Raw genomic sequence first — 24,976 nt, 5'->3', positions numbered from 1 at the left:
GGGGGGCCCCCCCTCAAAATCAAACACTACCCCCCACCGCGGGGGGGGGCCCCCCGGGGGGGGGGGGGCCCGCGGCTGTTTGTTTGTGGGGGCCCCCCCCCCCCGGGGGGGCACGCCCCGGTCCGGGCGGGCCAAGACCATGGCGAGGTGAAGATGATGAACCCGTGGGAATGGCTTCTGGTGCTCGCTGCCGTCGCGCTGGTGCTGGCGCGGTGGCTTCCGCCGCGTCCGCGGCGGCCCGTCACCGTGGGCGCGGTGGCCGTCGTCGCGGTGGCGGGGGCCGTGCTGGGCGTCCTCGGGATGCGGTGGCAGATGGTGCCGGTGCTGGCCGGCGCGGCCGTCGCCCTCCCCTTCGCGCTGGCGCCGCTGCTGCGGCAGCGTACGCGCCGGGCTCCGTGGTGGCTGGCGCTGCCGGGGTCGGTGACGGGCCTCGCCCTGGTCGCCGCCGGTGCGGCAGCGGCCTGGGCGCTGCCCACGCCGGTGTTCCCCGAGCCGACCGGCCGGTTCGCGGTGGGCACCAGCGTGCTGGAACTGACCGACCCGGCGCGCCCCGAGACCGCCACCGCCGCGCCCGAGGACCGGCGTACGGTCGTCGCACAGTTCTGGTATCCCGCCCGGCAGAGCCCCCCGGGCAGTCGGCGCGCCCCGTACCTGGGACGCACGGAGCGCGAGTCGCGCGTGGTCTCCGGGGCGCTCGCCGAGTACGCCGGACTTCCCGGCATGCTGCTGGACGGCCTGCCGCGCGCCCGTACGCATGCGGTGTACGACGCCGCGGCGGCGGGCGACGGGGAGAGGTTCCCCGTCGTGCTGTTCTCCCCCGGGCTGGGCGGCGTGCGGGCCCAGAACACCGCCTGGGCGGAGGAGCTGGCGAGCCACGGCTACGTCGTCGTCGGCCTCGACCACCCCTACGACTCGGCGGCGGTGGTCCTCTCGGACGGCCGCACGGTCCGTACGGAGGTCTCGGCGACCGGTGACGCGGTGGAGGACGAGAGGCGGGCGGCCGCGTGGACGGCGGTGCGCGCCGCCGATCTGAGCTTCGTGCGGGCCCGGTTGGAGCGCGTGGACGGCGGCGCGATCGCCGGTCCCCTCGCGGGGCGCCTCGACACCGGCCGCGTCGCGGTGGCCGGCCACTCGATCGGCGGGGGTGCGGCCCTGCAGGCGGCCCGCCAGGACCCCGGGTTCGCCGCCGTCATCGACCTGGACGGGTACCCCCACGACCCCGGTCCCCAGCCCTTCCGGCAGCCGGTGCTCGCGCTCACCCAGGCCATCGGTCCGGACACCGACCCGGATTACCTGCCCGCCCTCACCCGTGTCCTCGCGCTCAGCAGCGCGACGAGCTACCGGCTGACCGTCCCCGGAGCCGCGCACCTCACCTTCACCGACGCGCCGCTCTACCTGCCGCCCGTCCCCTCCCTCGTCGGCTCCCCGGACCGCACGGAGGGGCTGCGCATCACCGCCGCCGCCAGCCTCGTCTTCCTCGACAGCACCCTGCGCCACCACGCGGACGGCCCGGGGAGCACGGGCGGCCCGGCCGACCCCGCCACGGCCCTGTCGGCCTACGGCACCCTCGTCGTCCACCCCGGGTCCGGTGCGTGAACAGTCGGTTGATCTCCCGGGTGGGCGACTCCCGCGGCACATATGCTCCCCCCTTACGTCCGCACCTCAAGCCGTAAGGGGACCACCGCGTGAGCATCCGCATTCAACCCTCCTCCCAGGTCGACGAGAGCGCCGAACTCGGTGACGGGACCACGGTCTGGGATCTGGCGCAGGTACGGGAGGACGCGCGGCTCGGCCGCGACTGCATCGTGGGGCGGGGGGCGTACGTCGGACCCGGTGTGCGGATCGGCGACAACGTGAAGCTCCAGAACCACGCCCTCGTCTACGAACCCGCCGTACTCGGCGACGGCGTGTTCATCGGGCCGGCGGCCGTGCTCACCAACGACTTCTACCCGCGGGCGGTCGATCCGGACGGCCGGCTCAAGCGCGGCGGCGACTGGGAGGCCGCCGGTGTCGTGGTGGACGAGGGGGCCTCGCTGGGGGCCCGGTCCGTGTGCGTGGCCGGGGTACGCATCGGACGGTGGGCACTGGTCGCGGCCGGCGCGGTCGTGTCCCGGGACGTACCGGACTTCGCACTGGTCGCAGGCGTACCGGCGCGCCGTATCGGGTGGGTGGGCCGGGCCGGGGTGCGCCTGGTGGAACGGGAGGGTGAACCGGGGGTGTGGCAGTGCCCGCGCACCGGGGCGCTGCACGACGAGAAGGACGGCGGCCTGCTGGAGCGGAACTGACGGTTCGTCGACAAATTTGGGTCGGTGGCATTTCCTCAAAACCGCAATCAGCGAACACCCTTGGGCATACCTTGTCCCTGTACACGGGATCTGAGCAGGCAACAGGCTTTGTTCAGTGGGGGGTTGTACACGACGAGGGCATCGCGGACCAGGTGACGGACGGCGCGCTACGCGCCCGCCCGACGCTGCCGTCCGCGTGCTCCGGTCCGGGGCATCGCTGGGGGGATCCAGTGGGCGGCCCCGGACGGTTCGTGCCATCGGGGGGAACACACCGCCGGCACGTGCGCCGTCATGCGCACTCCCTTCCGCGGAACGACGACCGCCAGGTCTGTCCGAGGAGCGATCAGAGGGGGTAGGTGTGTTGGAGCCGTACAGCTCGGACATACGAAGTGCGCGCAGCACAGGGGGAACCGGGGTGGGGACCCGGTGAACACCACACGATTAGAGGCACTGGCCCACGAGGACCCGTCGCTGCACGCGCTCGCCGAACGGCTGCTCGCGCTGGCCGAGGCGGGACTGCCCGCGATGTACCTGCCGGAAGCCGACACCTTCGTCTTCACCCGGGTGGGCACGGTCACCTCCGACGGCGTCCGCCGGACGCAGTCGCGCGGAACCAGCACGCGGTACGCGGCCATCACCGCGCTGGGGGCGCGGTTCCTGCCCGAGGACCGGCAGCGCCCGCTGTTCGGCGGACACACCGTCGAGGAGTACACGGGCCTGCTGGTGGAACAGCTCCCCGCGGTGACCAACCTCGGCGACGCGGCGCTCATCGCCTGGGCCGCGGCCGAGACCGGCCACCCCAAGCTGGCGGACGCCCTCGCCCGGGTGGCCGCTCTGGACGTCCCCGAACGTCCGCAGTACACCGTCGAGGCCGCGTGGGTGCTCTCCGCCCTCACCGCGGCCCGCACCGCGGTGGACGTGGAGGACCGCCTGGCGGCGGCCCGCGACCGCCTCCTCTCGGCCAGGGCGGAGGGCGGCCCGCTGTTCCCGCACGCCACCGGGCCGGGGCTGGTCCCCGGATACCGCTCGCACGTGGCCTGCTTCGCCGACCAGACGTATCCGCTGCAGGCACTGGCCCGGCTGCACGCGAGCGGTTCGGACCCGGAGGCCCTCGCGGCCGCCGACGCCTGCGCCGCGCGGATCTGCGCACTGCAGGGCGACGGCGGACAGTGGTGGTGGCACTACGACGCCCGCACGGGCGGCGTGGTGGAGGGGTACCCCGTCTACAGCGTTCACCAGCACGCCATGGCCCCGACGGCGCTCTTCGACCTCGCCGACGCGGGCGGCACCGACTTCGGCGCCGCCGTCCGCCGGGGGCTGCGCTGGATGACGGACGTCCCGGAGATCAGCGGGCCCGACGGCACGCCGCGCGAGCCCATGATCCTCGAAAAGTACGGCGTCACCTGGCGCAAGGTCCACCGCGGCGACCCCGCCAAGGCCGTACGCGCCGCCCGCGGGCTCACCACCAAGGTGGCGCCGCAGGCCCGGCTCGCCCCGCTCGACCGGATGTTCCGCCCCGTCGTGATCGACCGCGAGTGCCGTCCGTACGAGTTCGGCTGGCTGCTTCACGCCTGGCTCGGGGGACCGCGGAGATGAACCTGCAAGCACCCCCGCGCCAGACCCTGTTCGGGGTCACCCTCGACGCCCTGACCATGGACGAGACCGTGCAGCGCTGCCTGGAGGCGGTGCGGCGCGGCGAACAGATCGAGATCGGCATGGTCAACGCCGCCAAACTGGTCAACATGCGCCGCGATCCGCGCCTCGCGGCAGCCGTCTCCGGCTGCGACCTCGTCCTGGCCGACGGCCAGGCCGTGGTGTGGGCCGGCCGGGTCCTGGGCGTGCGGCTCCCCGAACGGGTCGCGGGAATCGACCTGTTCATGCGGCTGCTGGCCGCCGCAGAGACCGCGGACGTCCCCGTCTACCTGCTCGGCGCCCGGCAGGACGTACTGGAGCTGATGCTCGCCCGGATCGCCGAGCGCTTCCCGGCCCTGCGCGTGGCCGGCAGCCGCAACGGCTACTTCGACGACGCCGACCAGGGCCCGATCGCCGACGCCGTCGCGGACAGCGGCGCCCGGCTGCTGTTCCTCGGCATGACCTCGCCCAAGAAGGAGATCTTCACCGCCGGCTACGGCAGGCGCACCGGAGCCCACGTCGTGCACGGCGTCGGAGGCTCCTTCGACATCCTGGCCGGCGTCACCAAGCGGGCCCCCGCGGTCTGGCAGCGCATGGGCCTCGAATGGTTCTACCGCGCCCTGCAGGAGCCGCGCCGCCTCGGCAAGCGCTACCTCACCACCAACACCGCCTTCCTCCTCATGACGGTGCGGGAACTCATCCGCCGTACACCGTCTGCCGGTTCCGCGAACAGGAGTCACTGATGCGCGTCGTCGTCGTGGGACAGGGATACGTCGGCCTCCCGCTGGCCATCAGGGCCGCCGAGGTCGGGCACCAGGTGACCGGGTACGACGTGGACGCCCGGCGGGTCAAGAGCCTCACCGCCGGCGAGTCGTACGTGGAGGACGTCTCCTCCGAACGGCTGACCCGGGCGCTGGAGCGCGGGACCTACACGCCGAGTGAACTCGCGCGCGACTGCGGCGGGTTCGACGTCGCGGTCGTCACGGTCCCCACCCCCTTACAGGACGGTGCCCCCGACCTGCGCTACATCGAGGAGTCGGCGCACACCCTGGCCCGCTACCTGCGGCCCGGGGCGACCGTCGTCCTCGAATCCACCACCTACCCGGGCACCACCGAGGAGTTGTTCGGCCCGATCCTGGAGGACGGTTCGGGCCTCACCGCCGGCGTCGACTTCCACCTCGGCTACAGCCCCGAGCGCATCGACCCGGGCAACACCGTCTGGGGTTTCCAGCAGACGCCCAAGGTCGTCTCCGGAGTGGACGCCGCCTCCCTCAAGGCCGTGGAGTCCTTCTACGCACAGCTCGTCGACAAGACGGTGCCGGTGCGCTCCCCCAAGGAGGCCGAACTGGCCAAGCTGCTGGAGAACACCTTCCGGCACGTGAACATCGCCCTGGTCAACGAGATAGCCATGTTCGCCCGCCACCTCGACATCGACGTGTGGCAGGCCATCGAGGCCGCCTCCAGCAAGCCGTTCGGCTTCATGAAGTTCACCCCGGGCCCCGGGGTCGGCGGCCACTGCCTGCCGATCGACCCGTCGTACCTGTCCTGGCGGGTGCAGCGCGAGCTCGGCCAGAGCTTCCGCTTCGTCGAGCTGGCCAACGACATCAACAGTCACATGCCCGAGTACGTGGCCCGCCGTGTCATGGACGCGCTCAACACGAAGCGCCGCTCGGTGAACGGGTCCAAGATCCTGCTGCTCGGGCTGGCGTACAAGAAGAACACCGGCGACGCCCGGGAGTCGCCGGCGGTACGCGTCGCGCAGCTGCTCCTGGACATGGGCGCCAAGGTGCGCGCGGCCGATCCGCACGTGGTGGAGGGCATCAAGGTCGACTCCCGCCTGGTGCGGGTCGAACCGACCCGCAAGGAGCTCACGGCGGCCGACGTGGTCGTCCTGCTCACCGACCACGACTCCTTCGACTACGCGATGGTCACCGAGCACGCCTCCTTCGTGCTCGACTGCCGCAACCGGCTCTCCGGACCCGGCGTGGAGGTGCTCTGACACCATGCCCAGGATCATCTGCGTGGCCGGAGCACGGCCCAACTACATGAAGATCAAGCCGGTGATGGACGCGCTGGAGCGCCACGGCGCCGAGGTGGTCCTCGTCCACACCGGACAGCACTACGACGAGTCCATGAACGACGTGTTCTTCCGCGACCTCGGCATCCGTCCCCCGGACCGGTACCTGGGCGCCGGGTCCGGCACCCACGCCCAGCAGACCGGCCGGGTGATGGCGGCCTTCGAGCCGCTCGTCGACGAGCTGGCCCCGGACGCGGTGGTGGTGGTCGGCGACATCAACTCCACGCTGGCCTGCGCCCTGGTCACCGCGAAGGCCGGACCGCTGCTGGCCCATGTGGAGGCGGGCCTGCGCAGCCGGGACTGGAGCATGCCGGAGGAGGTCAACCGGGTCGCCACCGACCGGGTCAGCGACTACCTGCTGGCCCCCTCCCCCGACGCCGCCGCGAACCTGCGGTCGGAGGGGTACCGGGAGGACCAGATCCACGTCGTCGGCAACGTCATGATCGACACCCTGCTCGCCAACCTCGAACGGGCCCGGGCCTCCGACGTCCTGGACCGGTACGGGCTCACCCGGGGCGGATACGGCCTGGTCACCCTGCACCGGCCGGCCAACGTCGACGACCCCGCGGCGCTGCGCGGGCTGCTGAAGGCGCTGGGCGAGACCGCCGACCGCTGCCCGCTGCTGCTGCCCGTGCACCCGCGGGCGGCACAGCGGCTGGCGGAGATCGGGGTCCCCGCCGGGATCCGGGTCGTACCGGCGGCCGGATACCTGGACTTCATCGCGCTCCAGGACTCCGCCCGGGTGGTGCTCACCGACTCGGGGGGCGTCCAGGAGGAGACCACGGCGCTCGGTGTGCCCTGCGTGACGCTGCGGGAGAACACCGAGCGGCCGATCACCGTCGAGGAGGGCACCAACGTCCTGGCGGGCACCGATCCGGCGCACATCACGGCCACGGTGCACCGGGTGCTGGACGATCCGCCGGCCCCGCGCTGCCCCGAGCTGTGGGACGGCCGCGCGAGCGAGCGGATCGCCCGGGTCCTGCTGGACGGCGGTTCCGCACGGACCCGGCCGAGGCCCACCGACCTCGCCCCGTGACACCGGCGACCACACGCCACGGCAAGAACGCGACAACCGTAACCACCGCAATGAAAGGGCGGCGGCGCGTACAGGACACGACGCCGCCGCGAGGGGGAAGACCATGGATCTCGCGGAGATCTGGCGGGTCATGCGCAGGCGCTGGTACGTGCTGCTGCCCGGACTGCTGCTCACGGCCGCGCTCGTCGCAGGCGTCTACGTGCTGGTCCCGGTGGAGTACCGGTCACAGAGCACGGTGACGCTCCTGAACTCGAAGAAGGCCACGGTGGCCTTCGACGGCAACCCCTTCCTCAGCACCCAGGCCTCGCTCACCGGCATGGCCGACGGCCTGGCGCGCAACCTCAACTCCGACGACTCCCGACGCGACCTCAGGTCCCGCGGCGTCACCCAGGAGTACGAGGCGAAGATCGCCGACAACGCCCAGGGGCCCTTCATGTGGCTGAGCGTCACCGGAACCGATCCGGCCGCCGTCCTGAAGTCGGACGAGGTGTTCACCGCCTACGCCGAGAAGCGGCTCCAGGAGTTCCAGGCCCAGCAGTCGGTGACACCCGAAGCCATGATCCGGATGGCGACGATCGTCCCGCCCCAGAAGCCGGAGGCGCAGACCAAGACCCGGCTGCAGTACCTGATCATGGCGGGGGTGCTGGGCTTCGTACTGAGCCTGGTGGCCACCTTCTTCGTGGAGGCCCGGCGCCGCAGGTCGGACAAGCCGGGCCGGCACCGGCCCGCGCCGTCCGACGCGCCGGCGTCCGCGACCACCGGGTCCACCACCCTGCCCGGCGCGCCGGACCCCGGGGACGGCAGTGACCGTACCGCCCGAGCCTCCGCCGGAACACCGTGACCGGCCCGGGGACCGACACCGGAAGCGACACCGGTGTGCAGGCGCCGCCCGCGCCGCCCTCGCTGGGCCGCAAGGTCGGTTCCGCCGCCCGGTGGAGCCTGGTCAACACCGTGGTCATGCGCCTCGGCAACTTCGTCACCGGCATCGTCCTGGCCCGCTTCTTCCTCGGTCCCGAGGCCTGGGGCGTGTACGGGATCGCCCAGACCGTGCTGCTGGTCCTGCTCTCCGCGAACGAGCTCGGCGTCTCCCTCGCCATCGTGCGCTGGGAGGGCGACCCGCGCCGCTTCGCCCCGACGGTGCTGACCCTCAGCGTCACCTCCAGCTGCCTGCTGTACGCCGTGCTGTTCGCGGCGGCCCCCGCGGTCGCCCGGGTGCTGGGCTCGCCCGAGGCCTCCGGCATCCTGCGGGTGATGTGCGTGTGCGTGGTCCTCGACGGCCTCTCGCAGGTGCCCGCCGGGTTCCTCACCCGGGAGTTCGCCCAGGGCCGGCGGATGGCCATCGACGCCGTCAACTTCCTCCTCAGCACCGGCGTGACCCTGCTGCTGGCCGTCGAGGGATGGGGGGCGATGAGCTTCGCCTGGGGCTCCGTCGCCGGGAACGCGGCCGCCCTCGCCGGGTGCTGCCTCGCCGCGCCCGGCACGCTGCGGTTCGGCTGGGACCGGGAACAGGCCCGGGAGCTGCTGCGGTTCGGGCTTCCGCTCGCCGGGGCCAGCATGCTCGCCCTCGGCGTCGTCAACGTGGACACCATGGTGGTCGGGTCCGCCCTCGACCAGCTCGCCCTCGGCTTCTACGTACTCGCCTTCAACATCTCCGGCTGGCCCGTGCGGATCATCTCCGAGGCGGCCCGGCGGGTCTCGTTCGCCGGGTTCTCCCGGCTGGCCGACGCGCCGGGGGCGCTGGCCGGCGGGTTCGGCCGCGCCCTGGGCGTGGTGATGACGGGCACCGTCCCGCTGTGCGTGCTGCTGGCCGTCCTGGCCTCGCCGGTCATCGGGCTCGTGTACGGGGACCGCTGGCTGCCGGCGGCCGCCGCGCTGCCCTGGCTGATGGCGCTCGGCCTGGTCCGGATCGGCTGTGAGCTGGCCTACGACTGCCTGGTGGCCATCGGCCGGCGCCGCTCCCTGATCGGTGTCCAGGGGCTCTGGCTCGCCGTCCTGGTCCCCGCCCTGGTGGTCGGGGCGGGGGCCGGCGGGATCGTGGGGGTGGCCCAGGGGCACGTCCTGGTGGCCTGCCTCGTCGTGGTGCCCGTGTTCCTCGTCGCGCTGCACCGCGGCGGCGTCGGCCTGCGGACCGTGGCACGGGCCTGCGCCTGGCCGTTCCTCGGCGGCGCCGTGATGGCCGCGGTGGTCCTCGGTCTGGAACGGCTCCTCGGCGACGGGGTCCTCGCCCTCCTCGCGACCGGGGCCGCCGGAACCCTCTGCTACATGCTGTGCGTCCTGCCCAGCCGCGGCTTCCTGCGCGGCTCCCCGCAGGCAGGGGGCTAGGCCCGGTGGCACGCGACCGAAGGCGCCTGAGGGCCTGGCTGCTGGCCGGGCTCGTCCTGGCCGTCGTCCTGGCCCTGTACGAGGCCGACCGGACCGGCGTGGGCGAGCCGTCGGCCGGGCCGTGCCCGGACAGCGCCCTGCAGTGCCCCGAGCCCGGCCACGGCCCCGGACCGCACCCCGCGTCGTCACCCTCGGACTCCCCGTCCTCCGCGGACCCGTCCGCCCCGGGCGGCCCGAGCCCCTCCGCGAGCCCGGCTCCGCCCTCCGCCTCCCCCTCCTCGCCGCCCGCTCCGGGGATGGGGACCGGCGGGGCACCCCCCACGGGCCCCTGCGCCTCCCCCGGCGCCTGCGGATTCCCCGACGCGCGCACGACCGGCCCGCGGATCGGGCTGGAGCGGCACGACACGGGCAACATGTCGGTGAAGACCGACGGCACGGTCATCAGGGGATGGGACATCCACGGTTCGCTCGACGTCTACGCCAACGACGTGACGGTCATCGACAGCCGGATCACCTCCGGGAACTGGTGGGGGATCAACCTGCGCCCCGGCTACAGCGGCCTGCGCGTGCTGCACACCACCATCACGGCCGTACCGGGCAAGGGCCCCGACAACGGAGGCGTCGACTACGCGGTCTCCAACATGGGCGGCAGCCCGATCGAGGTCGGCTGGTGCGACGTCTCGGTGTTCGGCAACGCCCTGTCGATGGGCCAGGGCGACCTGCACGACAACTACGTGCACGACATCGTCGCCTTCCGCAACCAGGGCGGCGAATGGCAGCACACCGACGCCGTCATCAGCGGCGGCGGCAACAAGGGCCGGCTGACCGTCCGCCACAACACCCTGCTGAACTCGGTCCCCGTGGACCAGGGGGCCAGCGCGGCCATCGGGCTCTTCGCGGACACGGGCAGCGTCTCGTCCGTGGTAGTGGACGGCAACTGGCTGGCCGGCGGGGCGTACGCCCTCTACGGCGGCGGGCCCGGCGCCACCGGCATCCAGGTCACGGACAACGTGTTCTCCACCCAATACCACGTCAACGGCGGCGCCTACGGACATGTCACCGCCTGGAACGAGGGCGGCGCCGGGAACGTGTGGCGCGGCAACCGCACGGCCGACGGCCGGCCCGTCGTCCCCGCCCCCGCCTCCTGACCGGCGTGCCCCTGACGACCGGACCGAAAGGACATCATGCGCCGCATCGCCCGGGCACCCTGGGAGCTGCTCAAGCGGGCCTTCGGCTGGCTGGTGCTCTTCGAGGCCAGGAACAAGGTCCTGCTCGCACCCTCGGCGGTGCGGCTGCGCCGCTTCGAGGACGCGGAGACCGCGCGGCTCGCCGCCCTCCTGGGCAGCCCGCCGGCCGCCCTGGTGGCCACCGTGATCGCCACCCACCGGCGCCCGGACGCGCTGCGCGCGGCGGTCCGCTCGGCCCTGGCGCAGACGGTGGCCGACCAGGTGGTCATCGTCGTCGACGACGGCGCCGGTCTTCCCGAACTACCTTCTGATCCACGGCTGTTCGCCGTGTCGCTGGCCCGCAACACAGCCACGGCGGGAGTCGTGCGCAACGTCGGCCTGCGGCTGACCCGGTCGCGGTACGCGGCGTTCCTGGACGACGACAACCTGTGGGAGCCCGACCACTTGGAGCAGGCCCTCGCGGTGCTGGAGCCGCCCGGCGGGCCCGATGCCGTGTACACCGCGCTGCGCCGGGTGCTCCCCGACGGCTCCGAACGGGACGTGCTGTCGGTGCCGTTCGACCGCCGCCGGGCCGCGCACGAGGCCTTCCTCGACACCAACGCCTTCGTGGCCCGCCGCACCCGGTCCCTGTACTTCAGCCGGCTGCGGCGCACCCCCGAGGTGCTGCCGCGGGAGGACTGGGAGCTCGTACGCCGCTACGCCCGCCGGCACGAGGTGCGCCACGTGCCCCGTGCCACGGTCCGCTACCTGGTCAACCCGGAGAGCTTCTACACCGCCTGGGACGGTCCGGCGGCTTCCGGGTGACGGGTGGCCGCGCCGCGTCCGGTCAGGGCCCGGGCGTGGCCCGCAGCGCGGACGGGCTGGCCAGGGCCCGGGCCGCGGCCAGGCTCGCCGGGCGGCCGAGGACCGCCCGCGAGGTCTCGCGCAGCAGTACGGCCCCACGGAAGGCGGCGGTCGCCGCCGCCCCGTGCCGGCGGCCGTATAGCCGCACCCGGTTGAGGGTCAGCAGCGTCCACAGGTGCGGCGAGACCTGAGAGTCGCCGCCGAGGTGGACGGCCGAGGCGGCGGGTTCGAGACGGGTCGCGAAGCCCCGGTCCCGGGCCCGCAGGCAGTACTCGGTCTCCTCCGAGTAGAGGAAGAAGGACTCGTCCCAGGTGCCGCAGGCGTCCAGGCAGTCCCGGGAGAGGGCCATGAGGGCGCCGGTAGCCCAGTCGGCGACGGTCGCCCGCGCGTACGCGGCCGGGTCGGTGACCAGCTCGCTCCACCGCGGGAAGCGGCCGGCCCGCCGGTTGCCGATCACCGCTTCGCCCAGGGCCCGCGTCACGCGCGATTCGCGGCGCAGCGAGTGCTGGAGGGCGCCGTCCTCCTCGTACAGCAGCGGGACGCTGATCCCGACCCGGCGGCCGCCGGCGAGGGGGGCGTCGAGCGCGTCGACGAGGAGTGCGGCGCAGCCCCGCCGCATCCGGATGTCCGGATTGCACACGAGGGCGGCGCGCAAGCCGTTCTCCCACGTGGCGGCGGCCTCCAGGGCGGCGTTCACCCCGGCCGCGTAGCCGGCGTTGCGGCCGGTCTGGACGACGGTCGCGTCGGGGGCCAGCGAGCGGACGACGTCGACGGTGTCGTCGGCGGAGTCGTTGTCGGCGACGACCAGGCGCCAGTCGAGTCCCGCCATGCCGTCGGGCAGGGAGGCGAGGAACCCGGGCAGCACCCGGGCACTGTTCCAGGTGACGACGACGACGGCTACGGGACCGGCTGCGCCGGTTCGGGCCGGCGGGGCCGGGTGGCGGCGGGAGGACATGGGGACTCCACGGTTCGGGGCTTCGGCGCGCTGCGCCGGATGAAGCCGAGGTAACTGCCTCCGGCGGCGATCGTCAGGAAGAACATCCCGGCGAACATCGGGAAGCTGAGGGCGTCGAAGGTGGCGCTGCTGACGAGGGCGACGAGCGCCGAGGCGAAGAACGCCTGGCCGAGTTCCCGGTCGGATTCGCCGGCGGCGAGGCGGCGGATGGCACCGCCCTGATGGATGCCGGTGAGGAACAGCGCCAGGAGGGCGAGCAGGCCGAACAGGCCCATCTCCGCCAGGGTGAGCATGTACTGGTTGTCGGTGAAGAAGTAGAGGTCCGGGGTGAAGGTCCCCAGGCCGCGCCCGAACAGCGGGCGCTCCTGCAGGTAGGGGACGATCGCGCTGTACTTGACGGTGCGGGCCTGGGTGCTGCTGTCGGAGTTCGACAGGAAGGACCCGAACAGGGTGGTGATGGTGCCGATCAGGCCGGGCACCAGGACCTTGAAGCAGGCCACCGAGCCCAGCAGCAGGCCGATGGCGGTCCAGCGCCGCTGCGGTTTCCAGCGCGGCACCATCACGAGCACCACGATGAGCGCCCCGATGATGGAGGTCCGGGACACCGTCAGCGGCAGAGCCCCGCCCATCAGGACCACGGGCCCCCAGCGCCGCCACCGGCTGAGGTGGCTGCGGACGGGGTCGAAGGCCTGCTGTACGGCGAAGGGCAGCAGCAGGGCGAGCATGCCGCCGAACTCCAGCGGCTGGGCCGTGGTGGAGCGCGGCCGGGTGAACGCCCCGCGGTCGAGCGTGGTGATCTGCGCGACGCTGGAGTGGAGTCCCGGGATGCTGATGTGTTCGGCGATGTTCGTCGCGGTGAAGAAGTCGTAGTAGCCGATGGCGGCCACCACCGAGGCCATCACCACGGCCCGGCGCAGCAGGACGTCGAGGCGGGCCCGGTCCTGGATGCCGGCCGAGACCAGCACCACGATCGACACCCAGACGAGCAGGCCGATCAGGCCCCGGTCCGCGCCGAGCACCTCCTTGTGCGTGCTGCCCCGGGTGGCGTCGGCGAGGTACGAGGCCAGGACCGAGAGGGCGAGCAGCCACATCACGACGCGCGGCAGCCGGGTGCCGGGGGCCGCGCGGATCCGGCCCGTGAGCCAGGTCGCCAGGTACCAGAACAGGCCGAGGAGGGCGAACACGTTGGCGGGGGTGCCCACCCCGCCCATGCCGGGCAGGGTCAGGTTCGACGGGATGAAGAAGGCGAGGCCCAGGTAGCCGCTGAGCAGTGCGGCGGCGTCCGGCGTCCGGCCGGGCAGCCTCCTGCGCAGGCGCGTCCTCGGTGCGCCGGCCTGGGCGGCGGCCTCGCGCCGGCGCCGGCGGGCCACCAGCAGGGTCTCCGTGACGAACGAGAGGGTGAAGCCGGCGGTCACGCCCGCGATGACGACGCCCAGCACCTGCTGGTAGCGGCTCTTGAGCTGGGGCACCGGGGTCTGCGGGAGCACCACGGGCGCCGTCTGCACGAAGTACGCGGGCTGCACCTTGGCCGCCGCCTGGAGCGCGTTGAGCTGCTCGCCGGCGAACGTGGTCAGGGTGCTGGTCTCCTTGAGGACCTTCGCCCGGTCGGTGCCCGTGACGGTCAGGGTGAGCATGGGGCCGGAGGTGTTCGCGGCGAAGCCGACCGTGTAGGGGTCGGTGACGCCGAGCCCCTGCAGGTCGCGTGCCGCGTCGGCGCCGGAGAGGGTCCTGATCAGCACGTCGGCGGTCACGACCAGTGAACCGCCCGCGTTGGAGATGGGGTTGCCGAAGGCCGGGGCCAGTTCCGCCACCGCCGTGGAGTCGAGCAGGGCCACCGAGCTCTGCGACTGGTACGCCACGGGCACCGACCGGTACAGGTGCAGGCCCGCGAGGAGTCCGATCACCGTCAGGGGGACCATCACGTACCAGCGGCGCCGGAGCACGGCCGCCATCTCACCGATGCTCATGAACGCCCCCTGCCCGTGACTGCCGGAACCGATGGCGGGCCGACCCGCGTCCTGGAAAGATCGCACGCGACGGAAGGAATGCTGTGTCGCCTGGTGAGTTGTTCCGTACGCTTCGCCGCCGCTGGTACGTCCTGCTCCTGGTGGCGGTGCTCGCGGCCGCCGGGGCCCTGCAGGTGCTCCGCCCCGAACAGACCTATGTGAGTTCGGCGATCGTGGTGCTCAAGCCGCCGGTGACCGGCAGCCAGCCCAACCAGCTCGCCAATCTGCAGCCACCGCTCGCCGCGGTGTCCTACGCGGCGGTGCAGCAGCTGGAATCGCCCGCCGGTACCGCCGAGCTGAGCCTTGCGGGGGTGACCGGAACCTATCGGCTGATCCCGCGCAACAGCGGTACCAGCGTCACCCCCCGCTATCTGATCCCCTCGCTCCAGGTGCAGGCGGAGCACGCGGAGCCCGCCGCGGCGAACCTGGCCGTGCTGAAGGTCGTCGAGGCCTACACCAAGCGCGTCGCGGCGATGCAGGCCGAGCAGCAGATCCCCGAGCGGGCGCGGATGAGCGTGACCCTGCTGGTGCCGCCGACCGCCGTGGCGCAGACGGGGACCAAGAGCCGCGCGCTGGCCGGGACGGCGCTGCTCGCCGGGGTGTGCGGCGTGGCGGCGGCCCTGTGGACCGATCAGCTGGTGACGCGCCGGAACCGGCGCCGGCGCGAGAGCGCCGACGCCGGTCCGAAGGAGGGTGCCCGGGCCGGGGGCAGGATGCCCCCGGCCGTGGCCGCGGCGGCCCGCTGAGACGGCGGCCCGCCGGGCCGGCGGTGCCCCGGGGACGGGGCGGTGGTGCAGGTGGTGCACTTGGTGCTGCTGGTTCATCAAATCCCTCGGCGTTTCCAGGACTGCCACCACAGCCACTCGCGTCCCCGGTCGGCGACGGCCGAGAGCACCAGCGGCTGGAGGTACGGCATCACGCGGGCCCCGATGCGCCGGCGCCGCTGCAGCGCCCGGTACTCGGCGAGCGAGGTGTAGCCCGGCAGGCACCGCGCCGCGAAGGCCTCCAGCTCGTCGACCGGCACCACGCCGGTGCGCCCCCGGTCGTACGCGCGGTAGGCGCGGCGCAGCGCGTACCGGGCGAGGCGGGTCCGCGCCAGGTCCGACAGCCGGCCGGCGTCCGGGAGCAGCCCGCCGCACTTGTCCAGGACCGAGTCGAAGGCGACGAGGCGCTGGCGCAGGTCGTCGAGCTGCCCGCCGAAGTCCGTCGTGGACATGTTGTCGCCGTGGACGCGGTAGAAGGCCTGGTCGGCTCCGCGGACGTAGCCGACGTCGGCGTGGGCCGCCAGCCGCATCCACATCTCGATGTCGCCGGCGTGCGGGAGGTCCGGGTCGTAGCCGCCGACCTTGCGCTGGAGGCTGGTGCGGACGACCACCTCGGGTGAGGTGATGCATCCGGTGCCTTCCCGGAAGCGCCGCTCCAGCCACCACCGGCCCGGGTAGACCACGGATCCGGTACCGCGGGTGCGGGCGGCGGGCAGCGGCCCGCCGTGCCGGAACCGCAGCGGCCGGCCGTAGGCGAAGCCGGCCTCGGGGTGGGCGTCGAGCAGGGCCGCGGCGCGCACCAGGGCCCCGGGGACGAGCCGGTCGTCGGCCGAGAGCAGGGCGACGTAGTCCCCGTCGGCCCACTCCAGCAGGCCCTCGTTGTAGGTGGCGATGTGGCCCCGGTTCCGTTCGTGGACCCGGACCTCGATGCGGGGGTCGGCGGCCGCGAGGGCGCGTGCGACGTCCGCGGAGTCGTCGGGCGACGCGTCGTCGATGATCAGTACGCGTACGTCGACGCCGGGCTGTTCGTCCAGGACGCTCTTGACGCAGTCGGCCAGGAAATGGCCGTACTTGTAGCAGGGGATGACCACGCTGACGGTGCTCACTGCGCGGTCACCTCCGTCGAGCCCTCCGCCGCGAGAGCGGCCGGCGCCGTGGTGGTGAACACCGGGCCGACCCAGTAGTTCACGGAGCCGAAGGTGTTGTTCGGGAAGGCTGCGGAGGCACCGTACTTGTAGAGGCCGTTGGCGCCGCTGCCGCCGTCGGCCGGGGCGACCAGCGGGTAGGAGCGGTGCGCGGCCGTGAAGTAGCCGCCGTCCACGGCGTACTTGCCGTTCGGGGCGTGGTAGGAGGCCACGTAGCCGGTGCCCGCGGTGATGGGTACGGGAGTGGCGAAGCGGAGCTGCTGCCAGCCGGACAAGGTCTCGCTGCCGAAGGTGCCGGTGGCCAGGAGCGTGCCGGTGGACGACCACAGGCTGCCGGTGTGCGTGCCGGTGTTCCCGGGGCCCTTGTAGAAGGTGATGCCGGTGACGTAGCCGCTGACGGCGGACTGGAAGCGGGTGCCCAGTTCGACGGAGTTGGTGTCGTCGGCGACGCTCGGGGTGCTGGGCACGGTCGAAGGCCCCCACAGGGTGCAGGGGCAGTTGACGGTGGGCGGGCTGGTGCTGGTGGTGAACGTCCAGTTGACGGGGGCCGCCATGGTGTTGCCCCACAGGTCGGCCGCCTGCACGGAGGCCGTGTAGGTGGTGTTCAGCCCGAGTTCCGTGGACGGGGTGAAGGTGGCGCTGTTGGAGGCGCTGAGGACCTTGTTGCCGGGGACGGTGGCCCCCGAGGCGTCCTTGAGGGTGAAGGCGAGGGTGTCGGCGTCGATGCCCTCGTTGAAGGTGGCGCCCAGCTGGGTGGTGATCGAGGTGCCGACGGCCGCGGACTGCGGGGTGGTGGAGGTGACGGACGGCGGCGTGGTGCTCGCCGTGGCGGTGTCCAGGACGGCGTCGACCCAGTAGTTGCTGCCGGACGAGGCCGTGGACGGGAAGCCGCCCGTGGAGCTGTAGCGGTACACGCCGTTGCCCCCGTCGGTGCCGCTCTTCAGCGCGGTCAGCGGGGCGAGCCCCGCGTCGGCGGTGGCGAAGGTGTTGTCGAAGGAGTACCCGCCGTTGGGGGCGAAGTAGGAGGCGACGTAAGTGGTGTTGGCCTTGACCGGGACCGGCGAGGAGAAGTTCAGCTGTTGCCAGCCGGACGCCGTCTCGTTGGTGAAGGTGCCGGTGGCCAGGCGCTGGCCGGTGCTGCTCCACAGGCTGCCCGTGTGGGTGCCGGTGTTGGCCGGGGACTTGTAGAAGCGGACGCCCGTGATCGAGCCGGGCGCCGAGGAGCGGATCTTCACGCCGAGTTCGACGGAGCTGCCGTCGCCCGCGTTGACGGTTCCGGGGACGGCCGCGGCCGGCCAGACGGTGCAGGGGCACTGCTGGGGGCCCACGGTCAGGGGCACGGTGGTGGTGGCGCCGATGTTGACGCTGTCGTCCACCGCGCGGACCTTGATCTGCACGGATCCCGGGGCCGTCGGGGTCCACTTGTAGCTCCAGGACCCGATGCCGGTGGTGGCCTTCCAGGTGGTCCCGCCGTCGGTGGAGACCTCCACGCGGGCCACCACGCCGCCGCCGCTGTCGGTCGCGGTGCCCGTGAGGGTCACGGGGCGCAGTGCGGGTACGGTGGCGCCGGCCGCGGGGCTGGTGACGGTGATGGCCGGGCCGCTGGTGTCCGTGGAGGCGGTGGCCGTGACCAGGTTGCCCTGCAGGGACTTGGGCTGGACGCCCATGTCGGCGAAGACGTTCACGGTGGCCTGCTGCATCCGCTTGTCCTCGGTGACCACGGTGTCGTCCGGGTTGCCCGTGGGCATGTTGGTCAGGCCCCAGGACCACTGGACGGTGCCCGTGCCGAAGACGAGGGCGTGCGAGGTCTGGTCGCGGAAGGCGACCAGGCTGTGGGTGGCGGTGCCGTTCCCGTAGGTGTTGCCGTAGTCGAGGCGCAGTTTGCCGTCGTTGATGTCGACGGTGGTGGACGACAGCTGGATCTGGCCGGGCGGGCGGGCCGCGTCCTCCACGTCGCTGTCCCACTCGTACCCGAGGGTGCCGACGGGGAAGGTGGCGGTCTGGGAGGGGGTCAGGCCGGCGACGGTGGTGCCCCGCCACAGCCTCATCCTGGCGAAGGAGCCGGGGACGGTGATGGCGTCGCTGCGGTAGCCGTTGACGCTGAACAGCGATCCGGTCAGCTGGTTCTGCGGCTGGTAGGGCCTTCCGTTCGTGGAGCTGGCCGGGTCCATGAAGGTGCCGGTCCAGATCCCGCTCGGGTCGGGGACGCCGTTGGGCTGGGGGAAGGAGAGCTTGGTCTCCTTGTAGCAGACCAGGGTCCGGTTGGCGGTGCCGGTGCCGTCGTTGCTGGGGGCCAGCCGGGTCTTCCAGAAGACCTCGTTGCCGCTGAAGTACGTCTGGTTGACCCCGGCCCGGCGGGCGGTGAGGGCGTTGGTGAACTGGTCCTGCGTCCAGTACTCGTCGTGCCCGGAGGACATGAAGACCTTGTGGTTCTGCAGCGGGGCGGCGCCCCGGGTCGACACGTCGATGCCGGAGACGTAGCTGACGTCGTAGCCGTTGCGCTCCAGCCACGACAGCATCTGGTACTCGGAGCCGTAGATGCCGTTCTCGCCGCCGATGTCCATGGGCCGGTTGTAGCTGACCTCGTAGGCCCGGCCGTCGGGGGCGGGGCCGCCGCCTCCGTAGAGGTCCTGGCCGCCGTAGTCGTTGTACGCCTGCCAGGTCTGGTCGCTGGTCTGGACGACGATGTCGGAGTGGCTCGAGTCGTTGCGGACGACGAACGGGTACGGCATGACCCCGTTGCCGTCCGCCTGGTCGAAGTTGGCGATGTACAGGCCGGATACGGCGTCGGACGGCACGGTCCACGTCGCGGTGACGGGCCAGTTGCCGCAGTCGACGAGGCCGGTGGCGGGTTTGGTGGTGCAGCTGCGCGGGCCGGCGCCCGGCAGGAAGTTCGCCGGGTAGGTCTGCGCCGCCTGTGCCGCGGTCGACAGCAGTCGGGCCCCGGCGCCCCCGTAGTAGCCCAGCCGGTAGACCGACACGTGGTACGGGGTCGACGACTGCACCTTGAACTGCACGGTGTCGCCCGCCTGGACGCTCATCTGGGTGCTGAAGCCCTTGATGTCGCCGTAGGCGCCGGGCGCGAACCAGTCGGACATCGGTGTGCCCGGTTTGGAGTTCTCGCACACGATCGCGTTGGTGCCGGGACCGCACGGGTCCACGGCTCTCGCCACCGCCGGGGGTAAGAGCGCGGTCATGAGCGCCGCGACCACGCTGTAGAGGCCGTACCGGATCAGCCTTGTCCGTCTGTTCATCTGTACCTCATTTGTTCTGCGTCAGAGCAGGGCGGCGGCGAGGGCGTCCACGACCCGCTCCTGTTGGGCGGCGGTGATCTGCGGGAAGAGCGGGAGGGAGAGCATCCGGTCCGCGGCCTGCTCGGCGTGGGGGAAGTCCCCGCGGCCGTGGCCCAGGTGGCCGAAGGCCGGGGTGAGGTGGACCGGGGCCGGGTAGTGCACCCCGGCCCCGATGCCTTCCGCGTTGAGCTTGCCGACGACGGCGTCGCGGTCGGCGTCGCCGACCCGGACGACGTAGAGGTGCCATACGTGGACGTTGTCCTGCGCCGTGACCGGCAGGGTCAGGCGTCCGGCGGCCGCCAGGTCGCCCAGCAGTCCGTCGTAGCGGGCGGCTGCGGTGCGGCGGGCTGCGTTGCCGTCGGCGAGGCGGGCGAGTTTGGCGCGCAGTACGACGGCCTGGAGGCCGTCGAGCCGGCTGTTGAACCCGGCGACGTCGTGCCGGTACTTGGCGGTGCCACCGTGGTTGGCCAGGGCGCGCACGAGGCCGGCCGTCTCCTCGTCGTCGGTCACGACCGCGCCCGCGTCGCCGTACGCGCCCAGGTTCTTGCCCGGGTAGAAGCTGGTGGCGGCGATCCCGCCGCTGCCGGGAGTGCGGCCGGCGCGGGTGGCGCCCTGGCTCTGCGCGCCGTCCTCGACGACCTTGACGTGTCCGGGCAGCTGCGCGGCCAGCTCCGCCGCCGCGGCGCACTGCCCGTAGAGGTGGACCGGGACCACGGCGCGCGTGGCCTTGCCGACGGCGTCCAGTGCGGCCTGCGGGTCCATGAGCAGGGTGTCCGGGAGGCAGTCGACGAGGACCGGCCGGGCGCCGATGCGGGCGACGGCCCCGGCGGTGGCGATGAACGTGTTGGCGGGCAGCACCACCTCGTCACCGACGCCCACCCCGCTTGCGCGCAGGGCGAGTTCGAGTGCGTCGGTGCCGTTGGCCACGCCGACGCAGTGGCCGACGCCGGCGAAGTCGGCGTACTCGCGCTCGAAGGCACGGACCTCCTCACCGCCGATGAAGGCGGTGTCGGCCAGCACCCGGTCGAATCCTTCGCGTATCTCCTGGGCGACCTCGGCGTGCGCGGCCTTCAGGTCCACGAGCGGTATCTGGTTCATCCGGCTGTGCTCCCCATCGGTGTCTGCGGCCTGCGGCCGCTGTGCTCGCCATCGGCCCGCAGCTCGTCGAGCGCCGGGCCCCCCGCCTCGCGCAGCCGGCGGGCCGGGCTTCCGGCCCACACCTCGCCGGGCGGCACGTCGGCCAGGACCGTGCTTCCCATACCGGTCAGCGACCAGGCGCCGACCGTCGTGTACTCCCGTACGAGGGCGCCCGCGCCCACGTACGCACCCCGCCCCAGCCGCACCCCGCCGCCGAGGCGGACCCCCGAGGCGAGCGTGGCGAAGTCCCCGACCGTGTCGTCGTGGGTGAGGACCGCGTGCGGCATCACCGCGACGTGGGCCCCCACCCGTACGGCCGCGGTCAGGACGCAGTGCGCGAGCAGGACGGAGCCCGCGCCGAGCACCGAGGACGCGGAGACCGCGGCCGTCGGGTGGACCACGGTCGCGTACCGGCGCTCGGGCAGGGCCAGGCGCCGGACCAGGCGGGCCCGTACCGCGTAGTCGCGCGGGCTGCCCACGCAGACCACGACCCCGGTGTGGGGCCGCCGGTGCACCAGGTCGCTGCCGCCGAGCACCGGCACCCCGTCGACGTCCCGGCCGTGCAGGGCCGGGTCGTCGTCCAGGTGACCGGCGAGCCGCCACCGCGGGGCGCGGCCGCGCGCCAGGTCGGCGGCGGCCGCGTCCCGTACGGCCTGGGCGGTCTCGCGGGCGAATCCGCCCGCGCCGACGATCAGGAGCTCGCGGGGCGGCGGGCCGTCCGGGGCGGTCATCGGGCCGCCCGTGCGCGCAGCACCGCGACCACGCGGTCCTGCTGGTCGTGCGTCATCGTGTGGAACAGCGGCAGGATCAGCGAGTCGCGGCTGATCCGCTCAGTCACGGGCAGCGGCGCCGCCGCGTGCCCGGCGTAGGCCGGTTCCAGGTGCGAGGCCATGATCCCGCGCCGGGCCGAGATGCCGGCCTCGGCCAGCACCGCGAGGAGCTCGTCCCGGCCGACGGGGTGGTCCCCGGTCAGCAGCACCCAGTACGACTGGAAGTTGCCCTCGCCGTGACCGGGGTCGCGGACCGGGCGCAGGCCGGGGATGTCGGCGAGCAACTGCTCGTAGCGTGCGGCGAGTTCGCGGCGGCGGGCCACGATCGCGTCCAGTTTGCCGAGCTGCACCAGGCCGACCGCGGCCTGGATGTCGGTCATCCGGTAGTTGTAGCCGACCTCCAGGTAGGCCTCGGCGATCGGCTTGCTGCTGGCGTGCCGCTGCGCCGCGGACACGTTCATGCCGTGCTCGCGCAGCCGGCGCAGGCGCTCGGCCCACTCGGCGTCGTCCGTGGTCACCATGCCGCCCTCGCCGGTGGTGATCACCTTGCGGGGGTGGAAGGACCAGGCGGCCAGCAGGGCTCCGTGACCGACGGACTTGCCGCCCACGGTCGCGCCGATCCCGCAGGCCGCGTCCTCGACGAGGGGGACGCCCCAGTCGGCGCAGGCCGCCCGCAGGGCGTGCACGTCCGCCGGCACGCCGCCCTGGTGGACGGCGAGGACGGCCCTGGTCCGCGGTGTGCGCACGGCGTCCACGGTGTCGGGGGTCAGGTTCCCGGTGGCCTCCTCGACGTCGGCGAACACCGGGTGCGCGCCGACGTAGCGCACCGCGTTGGCGGTGGCGATGAAGGACAGCGAGGGTACGACCACCTCGTCGCCGGGCCCGAGGTGCAGAGCGATCAGCGCCAGGTGCAGGGCGGTGGTGCACGAGCTCACGGCGATGCCGTGCTCGGCGCCCACCCGTGCCGCGAAGGCCCGCTCGAACGCGGCTACGCGGGGGCCCTGGGCGACCCAGCCGGAGAGCACCGCGTCGGCGGCCGCCCTCGCCTCCTCCTCGCCGAGCCAGGGGACCATGACGGGGATGCGGCCGGCCGTGGGCCCCGGGGCCCCGGCCGGGTGCGGCGTGCTCATCGGGCGGCCTCCGCGTCCGCCGCGCGCTCGGCCCGCCACCAGTCGACCAGGTCCCGCAGACCGCGGCGCATGTCGATCTCGGTGGTGAAGCCGAGGCGCTCCGTGGCCCGTGAGGTGTCGGCGAGGCGCCGGGTGACGCCGTTCACGGCTCGGGCCGGTCCGTGTTCCGGCACCATGCCTTCGGCGCCCATGGCCTCCAGCAGTCCGACGGCCAGGTCGCGCAGGCTGGTCTCGGACCCGCTGGCGACGTTGAACACCTCGTCGGTCAGGTCGGATTCGGCGGCGAGCAGGTTGGCCCGCGCGATGTCCCTGACGTCGGCGAAGTCCATGGTCTGGGTGCCGTCGCCGAGGATCAGCGGCGGTTCGCCCGCGGTGATCCGTTCCATCCAGCGGATGAGCACCTCGGTGTACAGCCCGTGGATGTCCATGCGGGGCCCGTACACGTTGAAGTAGCGCAGGGCGATGTAGTCCAGCCCGTACATGGCGTGGAAGCTGCGCAGCACGCCTTCGTTGAAGGCCTTCGCCGCCCCGTAGAAGGTGTCGTTGTTGTACGGGTGGTGGCGCTCGGTGGTGGGGAAGGTCTCGGCGAGGCCGTAGACGGAGGCCGAGGACGAGGCGACGACCTTGCCCACTCCGGCGGCGACCGCCGCCTCCAGCACGTTGAACGTGCCGTCGACCAGTACCTCGTTCGCCAGCCGGGGCTCCTCCGCACACTGGGTGATCCGGATGGCGGCCAGGTGGAACACCAGGTCGGCGCCCTCGGTCGCCTTGCGGACGGCGGACGTGTCACGGATGTCGCCGTCGACGACGTCGACCACGCCGCTCTGCAGGGCGCGGGCCAGGTTCGCGGCGCGCCCCCGCACGAAGTTGTCGAGCACCACGATCTCGCGGGCCCCGTTGTCCACCAGCAGGTCGACCACGTGCGAGCCGATCGTGCCCGCCCCTCCGGTGACCAGAATCCTCTTGCCTCGTACGCTGCTCAACGCCCTGCCCCTACTGAGTCGGTCGTGGTGTGTCCTGCTGCGCCCGGCGCGGTGTGCGCGGCTGCGGGCGCGGTGGTGCCGGGATCGGCCGGGCGGGCGGTAGCGCCCGCGGCTGCGCGAACGGTCAACGGCCGGTGCGCAGTCCGACGACCGCGCCCCGGAACTCCAGGCTGCGGGAGGCCGCTTCGAGGATGTCGAGGACCTGGAGTCCCGAGCGGCCGTCGGTCAGCGCCGGCCGGCGCGTCCGGACGGCGGCGGCGAACTCCTCGACCATGCTGCGCAGGGCCTCCTTCTCGCCGAGCGCGGGCGCCACCATGTCGCCGCTGCGGTAGGAGACGAGCATGTCGCGGCGCTCGTCCGCGCCGATCTCCTGCGGAGCGGTCATGTCCACCCCGCGGTCGAACACCGCGATGCGCTGGGTGGGGTTGAGGTCGTCCCACACGAGAGTGCGCTTGGAGCCGCCGACCATCGTGGTGCGGACCTTGACCGGGGACAGCCAGTTGACGTGCACGTGCGCGATGGCGCCGGTGTTGAGCGTGAGCGTCAGGTAGGCGACGCAGGACTGGCCGGCACCGATCGGGTCGGCCCCGTGCGCGGCGACGGCGACGGGCCGGACGTTCTCCGGGAGGATGAAGTCGAGGACCGAGAGGTCGTGGGGGGCCAGGTCCCACAGGACGTCGACGTCCTTCTGGACGAGCCCCAGGTTGATCCTGACGGAGTCGAAGAACTGGATCTCGCCGAGGTCGCCGGCGCGGACCATCTCGCGGATGCGGCCGACGGCCGGGGTGTAGCAGTAGGTGTGGTCGCACATGAGGGTGAGACCGCGCGACTCCGCCTCGGTCACCAGGCGCAGGCCGTCCTCGTACGTGGCGGCGAGGGGCTTCTCCACGAGGACGTGCTTGCCGGCCCGCAGTGCGGCCAGCGCCACGTCGAGGTGGGTGCCGGCCGGGGTCGCCACGGCGACGGCCTCGACGGCCGGGTCGGCCAGGACCGCCGTGTAGTCGGAGGTCGCCTGCACGGTGGAGTATCCGCCGAGCACCTTCCGGGCCCGGTCGATGTTCAGATCACAGAGCCAGCGGAGCCGGAACTCCGGACTCGACTGGAAGTTGCGGACGAGATTGGGCCCCCAGTAGCCCGCGCCGACGACGGCGACGCCTAACGGCTCCATCCGCCCCGGGCTCGCGGCCCCTGCGGCGCGCCCCGCGAATTTCACGGTGTCCTTCGCGGTGTCCTTGCCGGTGTCGTTCACAGCGTTCCCCTTCCTTCCACGCACGCCCTCGGGCGTGTCGGCAACCCATGGCGGGGACGCGTGCGAAGGAAGGGGGTGCCGCCGACGGCCGGCCGGATCGCGTGCGCGATCCGTGCATGCCCGCCCAACGGTGATGGCCCCCCACAACCGATGCCTACGTGT

General features: G+C 73.0%; 20 protein-coding genes. 11 read left to right on the top strand and 9 right to left on the bottom strand.

What is annotated here, in order from left to right; all coding sequences use genetic code 11:
- The first annotated feature begins 153 nt into the window (after nucleotides 1–153).
- The 10 genes from ACIPK4_RS14505 to ACIPK4_RS14460 all read left to right on the top strand — a co-directional run bounded on the left by ACIPK4_RS14505 (nucleotide 154) and on the right by ACIPK4_RS14460 (nucleotide 11,343).
- Nucleotides 154–1,596, top strand: a complete 1,443-nt coding sequence (locus ACIPK4_RS14505) for an alpha/beta hydrolase family protein (RefSeq protein WP_402312962.1) — start codon at nucleotides 154–156, stop codon at nucleotides 1,594–1,596.
- Nucleotides 1,597–1,685: 89 nt separating this feature from the next.
- The gene (locus tag ACIPK4_RS14500; RefSeq protein ID WP_054221899.1) at nucleotides 1,686–2,285 is read left to right on the top strand and encodes an acyltransferase; all 600 of its coding nucleotides are present in this window, start codon (nucleotides 1,686–1,688) and stop codon (nucleotides 2,283–2,285) included.
- A gap of 426 nt (nucleotides 2,286–2,711) precedes the next feature.
- Complete coding sequence (locus ACIPK4_RS14495) at nucleotides 2,712–3,881, top strand: hypothetical protein (protein WP_402312547.1); 1,170 nt, start codon at nucleotides 2,712–2,714, stop codon at nucleotides 3,879–3,881.
- Entirely contained in the window at nucleotides 3,878–4,660 is a 783-nt protein-coding gene (locus ACIPK4_RS14490) for a WecB/TagA/CpsF family glycosyltransferase (RefSeq protein WP_402312545.1), read from the top strand. The genes ACIPK4_RS14495 and ACIPK4_RS14490 overlap by 4 nt, the downstream gene beginning before the upstream one ends.
- Entirely contained in the window at nucleotides 4,660–5,916 is a 1,257-nt protein-coding gene (locus ACIPK4_RS14485) for a nucleotide sugar dehydrogenase (RefSeq protein ID WP_402312543.1), read from the top strand. Before ACIPK4_RS14490 ends, ACIPK4_RS14485 begins: the two co-directional genes overlap by 1 nt.
- A gap of 4 nt (nucleotides 5,917–5,920) precedes the next feature.
- The gene (gene wecB, locus ACIPK4_RS14480; protein WP_402312541.1) at nucleotides 5,921–7,030 is read left to right on the top strand and encodes a non-hydrolyzing UDP-N-acetylglucosamine 2-epimerase; all 1,110 of its coding nucleotides are present in this window, start codon (nucleotides 5,921–5,923) and stop codon (nucleotides 7,028–7,030) included.
- Nucleotides 7,031–7,133: 103 nt separating this feature from the next.
- Nucleotides 7,134–7,871: a chain length determinant protein gene (locus ACIPK4_RS14475; protein ID WP_402312538.1), complete on the top strand. Its 738-nt coding sequence runs from the start codon at nucleotides 7,134–7,136 to the stop codon at nucleotides 7,869–7,871.
- Nucleotides 7,868–9,352: an oligosaccharide flippase family protein gene (locus tag ACIPK4_RS14470; protein ID WP_402312535.1), complete on the top strand. Its 1,485-nt coding sequence runs from the start codon at nucleotides 7,868–7,870 to the stop codon at nucleotides 9,350–9,352. The genes ACIPK4_RS14475 and ACIPK4_RS14470 overlap by 4 nt, the downstream gene beginning before the upstream one ends.
- Before the next feature lie 5 nt (nucleotides 9,353–9,357).
- The gene (locus ACIPK4_RS14465; RefSeq protein WP_402312532.1) at nucleotides 9,358–10,500 is read left to right on the top strand and encodes a hypothetical protein; all 1,143 of its coding nucleotides are present in this window, start codon (nucleotides 9,358–9,360) and stop codon (nucleotides 10,498–10,500) included.
- Between the two features lie 36 nt (nucleotides 10,501–10,536).
- Entirely contained in the window at nucleotides 10,537–11,343 is an 807-nt protein-coding gene (locus ACIPK4_RS14460; protein ID WP_402312531.1) for a glycosyltransferase family 2 protein, read from the top strand.
- 22 nt (nucleotides 11,344–11,365) lie between these two features.
- Here the strand turns inward: ACIPK4_RS14460 and ACIPK4_RS14455 are convergent, their stop codons facing one another.
- The gene (locus tag ACIPK4_RS14455) at nucleotides 11,366–12,337 is read right to left on the bottom strand and encodes a glycosyltransferase (RefSeq protein WP_054221907.1); all 972 of its coding nucleotides are present in this window, start codon (nucleotides 12,335–12,337) and stop codon (nucleotides 11,366–11,368) included.
- A complete protein-coding gene (locus ACIPK4_RS14450; RefSeq protein WP_402312528.1) occupies nucleotides 12,280–14,304 on the bottom strand; it encodes an O-antigen ligase family protein in 2,025 nt (674 codons plus the stop codon). Before ACIPK4_RS14450 ends, ACIPK4_RS14455 begins: the two co-directional genes overlap by 58 nt.
- Before the next feature lie 98 nt (nucleotides 14,305–14,402).
- On the opposite strand from ACIPK4_RS14450, the gene ACIPK4_RS14445 reads away from it, so the two are divergent.
- Complete coding sequence (locus tag ACIPK4_RS14445) at nucleotides 14,403–15,089, top strand: hypothetical protein (RefSeq protein ID WP_402312526.1); 687 nt, start codon at nucleotides 14,403–14,405, stop codon at nucleotides 15,087–15,089.
- A 77-nt stretch (nucleotides 15,090–15,166) separates the two neighbouring features.
- On the opposite strand, the gene ACIPK4_RS14440 is transcribed toward ACIPK4_RS14445, so the two are convergent.
- The 7 genes from ACIPK4_RS14440 to ACIPK4_RS14410 all read right to left on the bottom strand — a co-directional run bounded on the left by ACIPK4_RS14440 (nucleotide 15,167) and on the right by ACIPK4_RS14410 (nucleotide 24,814).
- Nucleotides 15,167–16,213 (bottom strand): glycosyltransferase, encoded by a 1,047-nt coding sequence (locus tag ACIPK4_RS14440; protein WP_402312524.1) that lies wholly within the window; start codon nucleotides 16,211–16,213, stop codon nucleotides 15,167–15,169.
- Nucleotides 16,210–19,506, bottom strand: a complete 3,297-nt coding sequence (locus ACIPK4_RS14435) for a DUF4082 domain-containing protein (protein ID WP_402312521.1) — start codon at nucleotides 19,504–19,506, stop codon at nucleotides 16,210–16,212. Before ACIPK4_RS14435 ends, ACIPK4_RS14440 begins: the two co-directional genes overlap by 4 nt.
- A gap of 21 nt (nucleotides 19,507–19,527) precedes the next feature.
- A complete protein-coding gene (locus ACIPK4_RS14430) occupies nucleotides 19,528–20,643 on the bottom strand; it encodes a DegT/DnrJ/EryC1/StrS family aminotransferase (RefSeq protein WP_402312518.1) in 1,116 nt (371 codons plus the stop codon).
- The gene (locus ACIPK4_RS14425) at nucleotides 20,640–21,413 is read right to left on the bottom strand and encodes a NeuD/PglB/VioB family sugar acetyltransferase (protein WP_402312515.1); all 774 of its coding nucleotides are present in this window, start codon (nucleotides 21,411–21,413) and stop codon (nucleotides 20,640–20,642) included. Before ACIPK4_RS14425 ends, ACIPK4_RS14430 begins: the two co-directional genes overlap by 4 nt.
- Nucleotides 21,410–22,582: a DegT/DnrJ/EryC1/StrS family aminotransferase gene (locus ACIPK4_RS14420; RefSeq protein WP_402312512.1), complete on the bottom strand. Its 1,173-nt coding sequence runs from the start codon at nucleotides 22,580–22,582 to the stop codon at nucleotides 21,410–21,412. The genes ACIPK4_RS14425 and ACIPK4_RS14420 overlap by 4 nt, the downstream gene beginning before the upstream one ends.
- A complete protein-coding gene (locus tag ACIPK4_RS14415) occupies nucleotides 22,579–23,565 on the bottom strand; it encodes an NAD-dependent epimerase/dehydratase family protein (protein WP_402312509.1) in 987 nt (328 codons plus the stop codon). The genes ACIPK4_RS14420 and ACIPK4_RS14415 overlap by 4 nt, the downstream gene beginning before the upstream one ends.
- 124 nt (nucleotides 23,566–23,689) lie before the next feature.
- Entirely contained in the window at nucleotides 23,690–24,814 is a 1,125-nt protein-coding gene (locus tag ACIPK4_RS14410) for a Gfo/Idh/MocA family protein (protein ID WP_402312506.1), read from the bottom strand.
- Nucleotides 24,815–24,976: the final 162 nt, after the last annotated feature.

The organism is Streptomyces sp. NPDC086989 (assembly GCF_044745505.1).
Taxonomy (GTDB): Bacteria; Actinomycetota; Actinomycetes; order Streptomycetales; family Streptomycetaceae; genus Streptomyces.
Note: the sequence above shows the minus strand (reverse complement) of the source record. Positions and strands in the feature narration are given on the sequence as shown.

Bases quoted from the DNA above. Each gene is read 5' to 3' on its own strand.
- ACIPK4_RS14505 (WP_402312962.1), top strand. From the start codon at position 154: ATGATGAACCCGTGGGAATGGCTTCTGGTGCTCGCTGCCGTCGCGCTG.
- ACIPK4_RS14490 (WP_402312545.1), top strand. From the start codon at position 3,878: ATGAACCTGCAAGCACCCCCGCGCCAGACCCTGTTCGGGGTCACCCTC.
- ACIPK4_RS14485 (WP_402312543.1), top strand. From the start codon at position 4,660: ATGCGCGTCGTCGTCGTGGGACAGGGATACGTCGGCCTCCCGCTGGCC.
- wecB (WP_402312541.1), top strand. From the start codon at position 5,921: ATGCCCAGGATCATCTGCGTGGCCGGAGCACGGCCCAACTACATGAAG.
- ACIPK4_RS14475 (WP_402312538.1), top strand. From the start codon at position 7,134: ATGGATCTCGCGGAGATCTGGCGGGTCATGCGCAGGCGCTGGTACGTG.
- ACIPK4_RS14460 (WP_402312531.1), top strand. From the start codon at position 10,537: ATGCGCCGCATCGCCCGGGCACCCTGGGAGCTGCTCAAGCGGGCCTTC.
- ACIPK4_RS14455 (WP_054221907.1), bottom strand. From the start codon at position 12,337: ATGTCCTCCCGCCGCCACCCGGCCCCGCCGGCCCGAACCGGCGCAGCC.
- ACIPK4_RS14450 (WP_402312528.1), bottom strand. From the start codon at position 14,304: ATGAGCATCGGTGAGATGGCGGCCGTGCTCCGGCGCCGCTGGTACGTG.
- ACIPK4_RS14435 (WP_402312521.1), bottom strand. From the start codon at position 19,506: ATGAACAGACGGACAAGGCTGATCCGGTACGGCCTCTACAGCGTGGTC.
- ACIPK4_RS14430 (WP_402312518.1), bottom strand. From the start codon at position 20,643: ATGAACCAGATACCGCTCGTGGACCTGAAGGCCGCGCACGCCGAGGTC.
- ACIPK4_RS14425 (WP_402312515.1), bottom strand. From the start codon at position 21,413: ATGACCGCCCCGGACGGCCCGCCGCCCCGCGAGCTCCTGATCGTCGGC.
- ACIPK4_RS14420 (WP_402312512.1), bottom strand. From the start codon at position 22,582: ATGAGCACGCCGCACCCGGCCGGGGCCCCGGGGCCCACGGCCGGCCGC.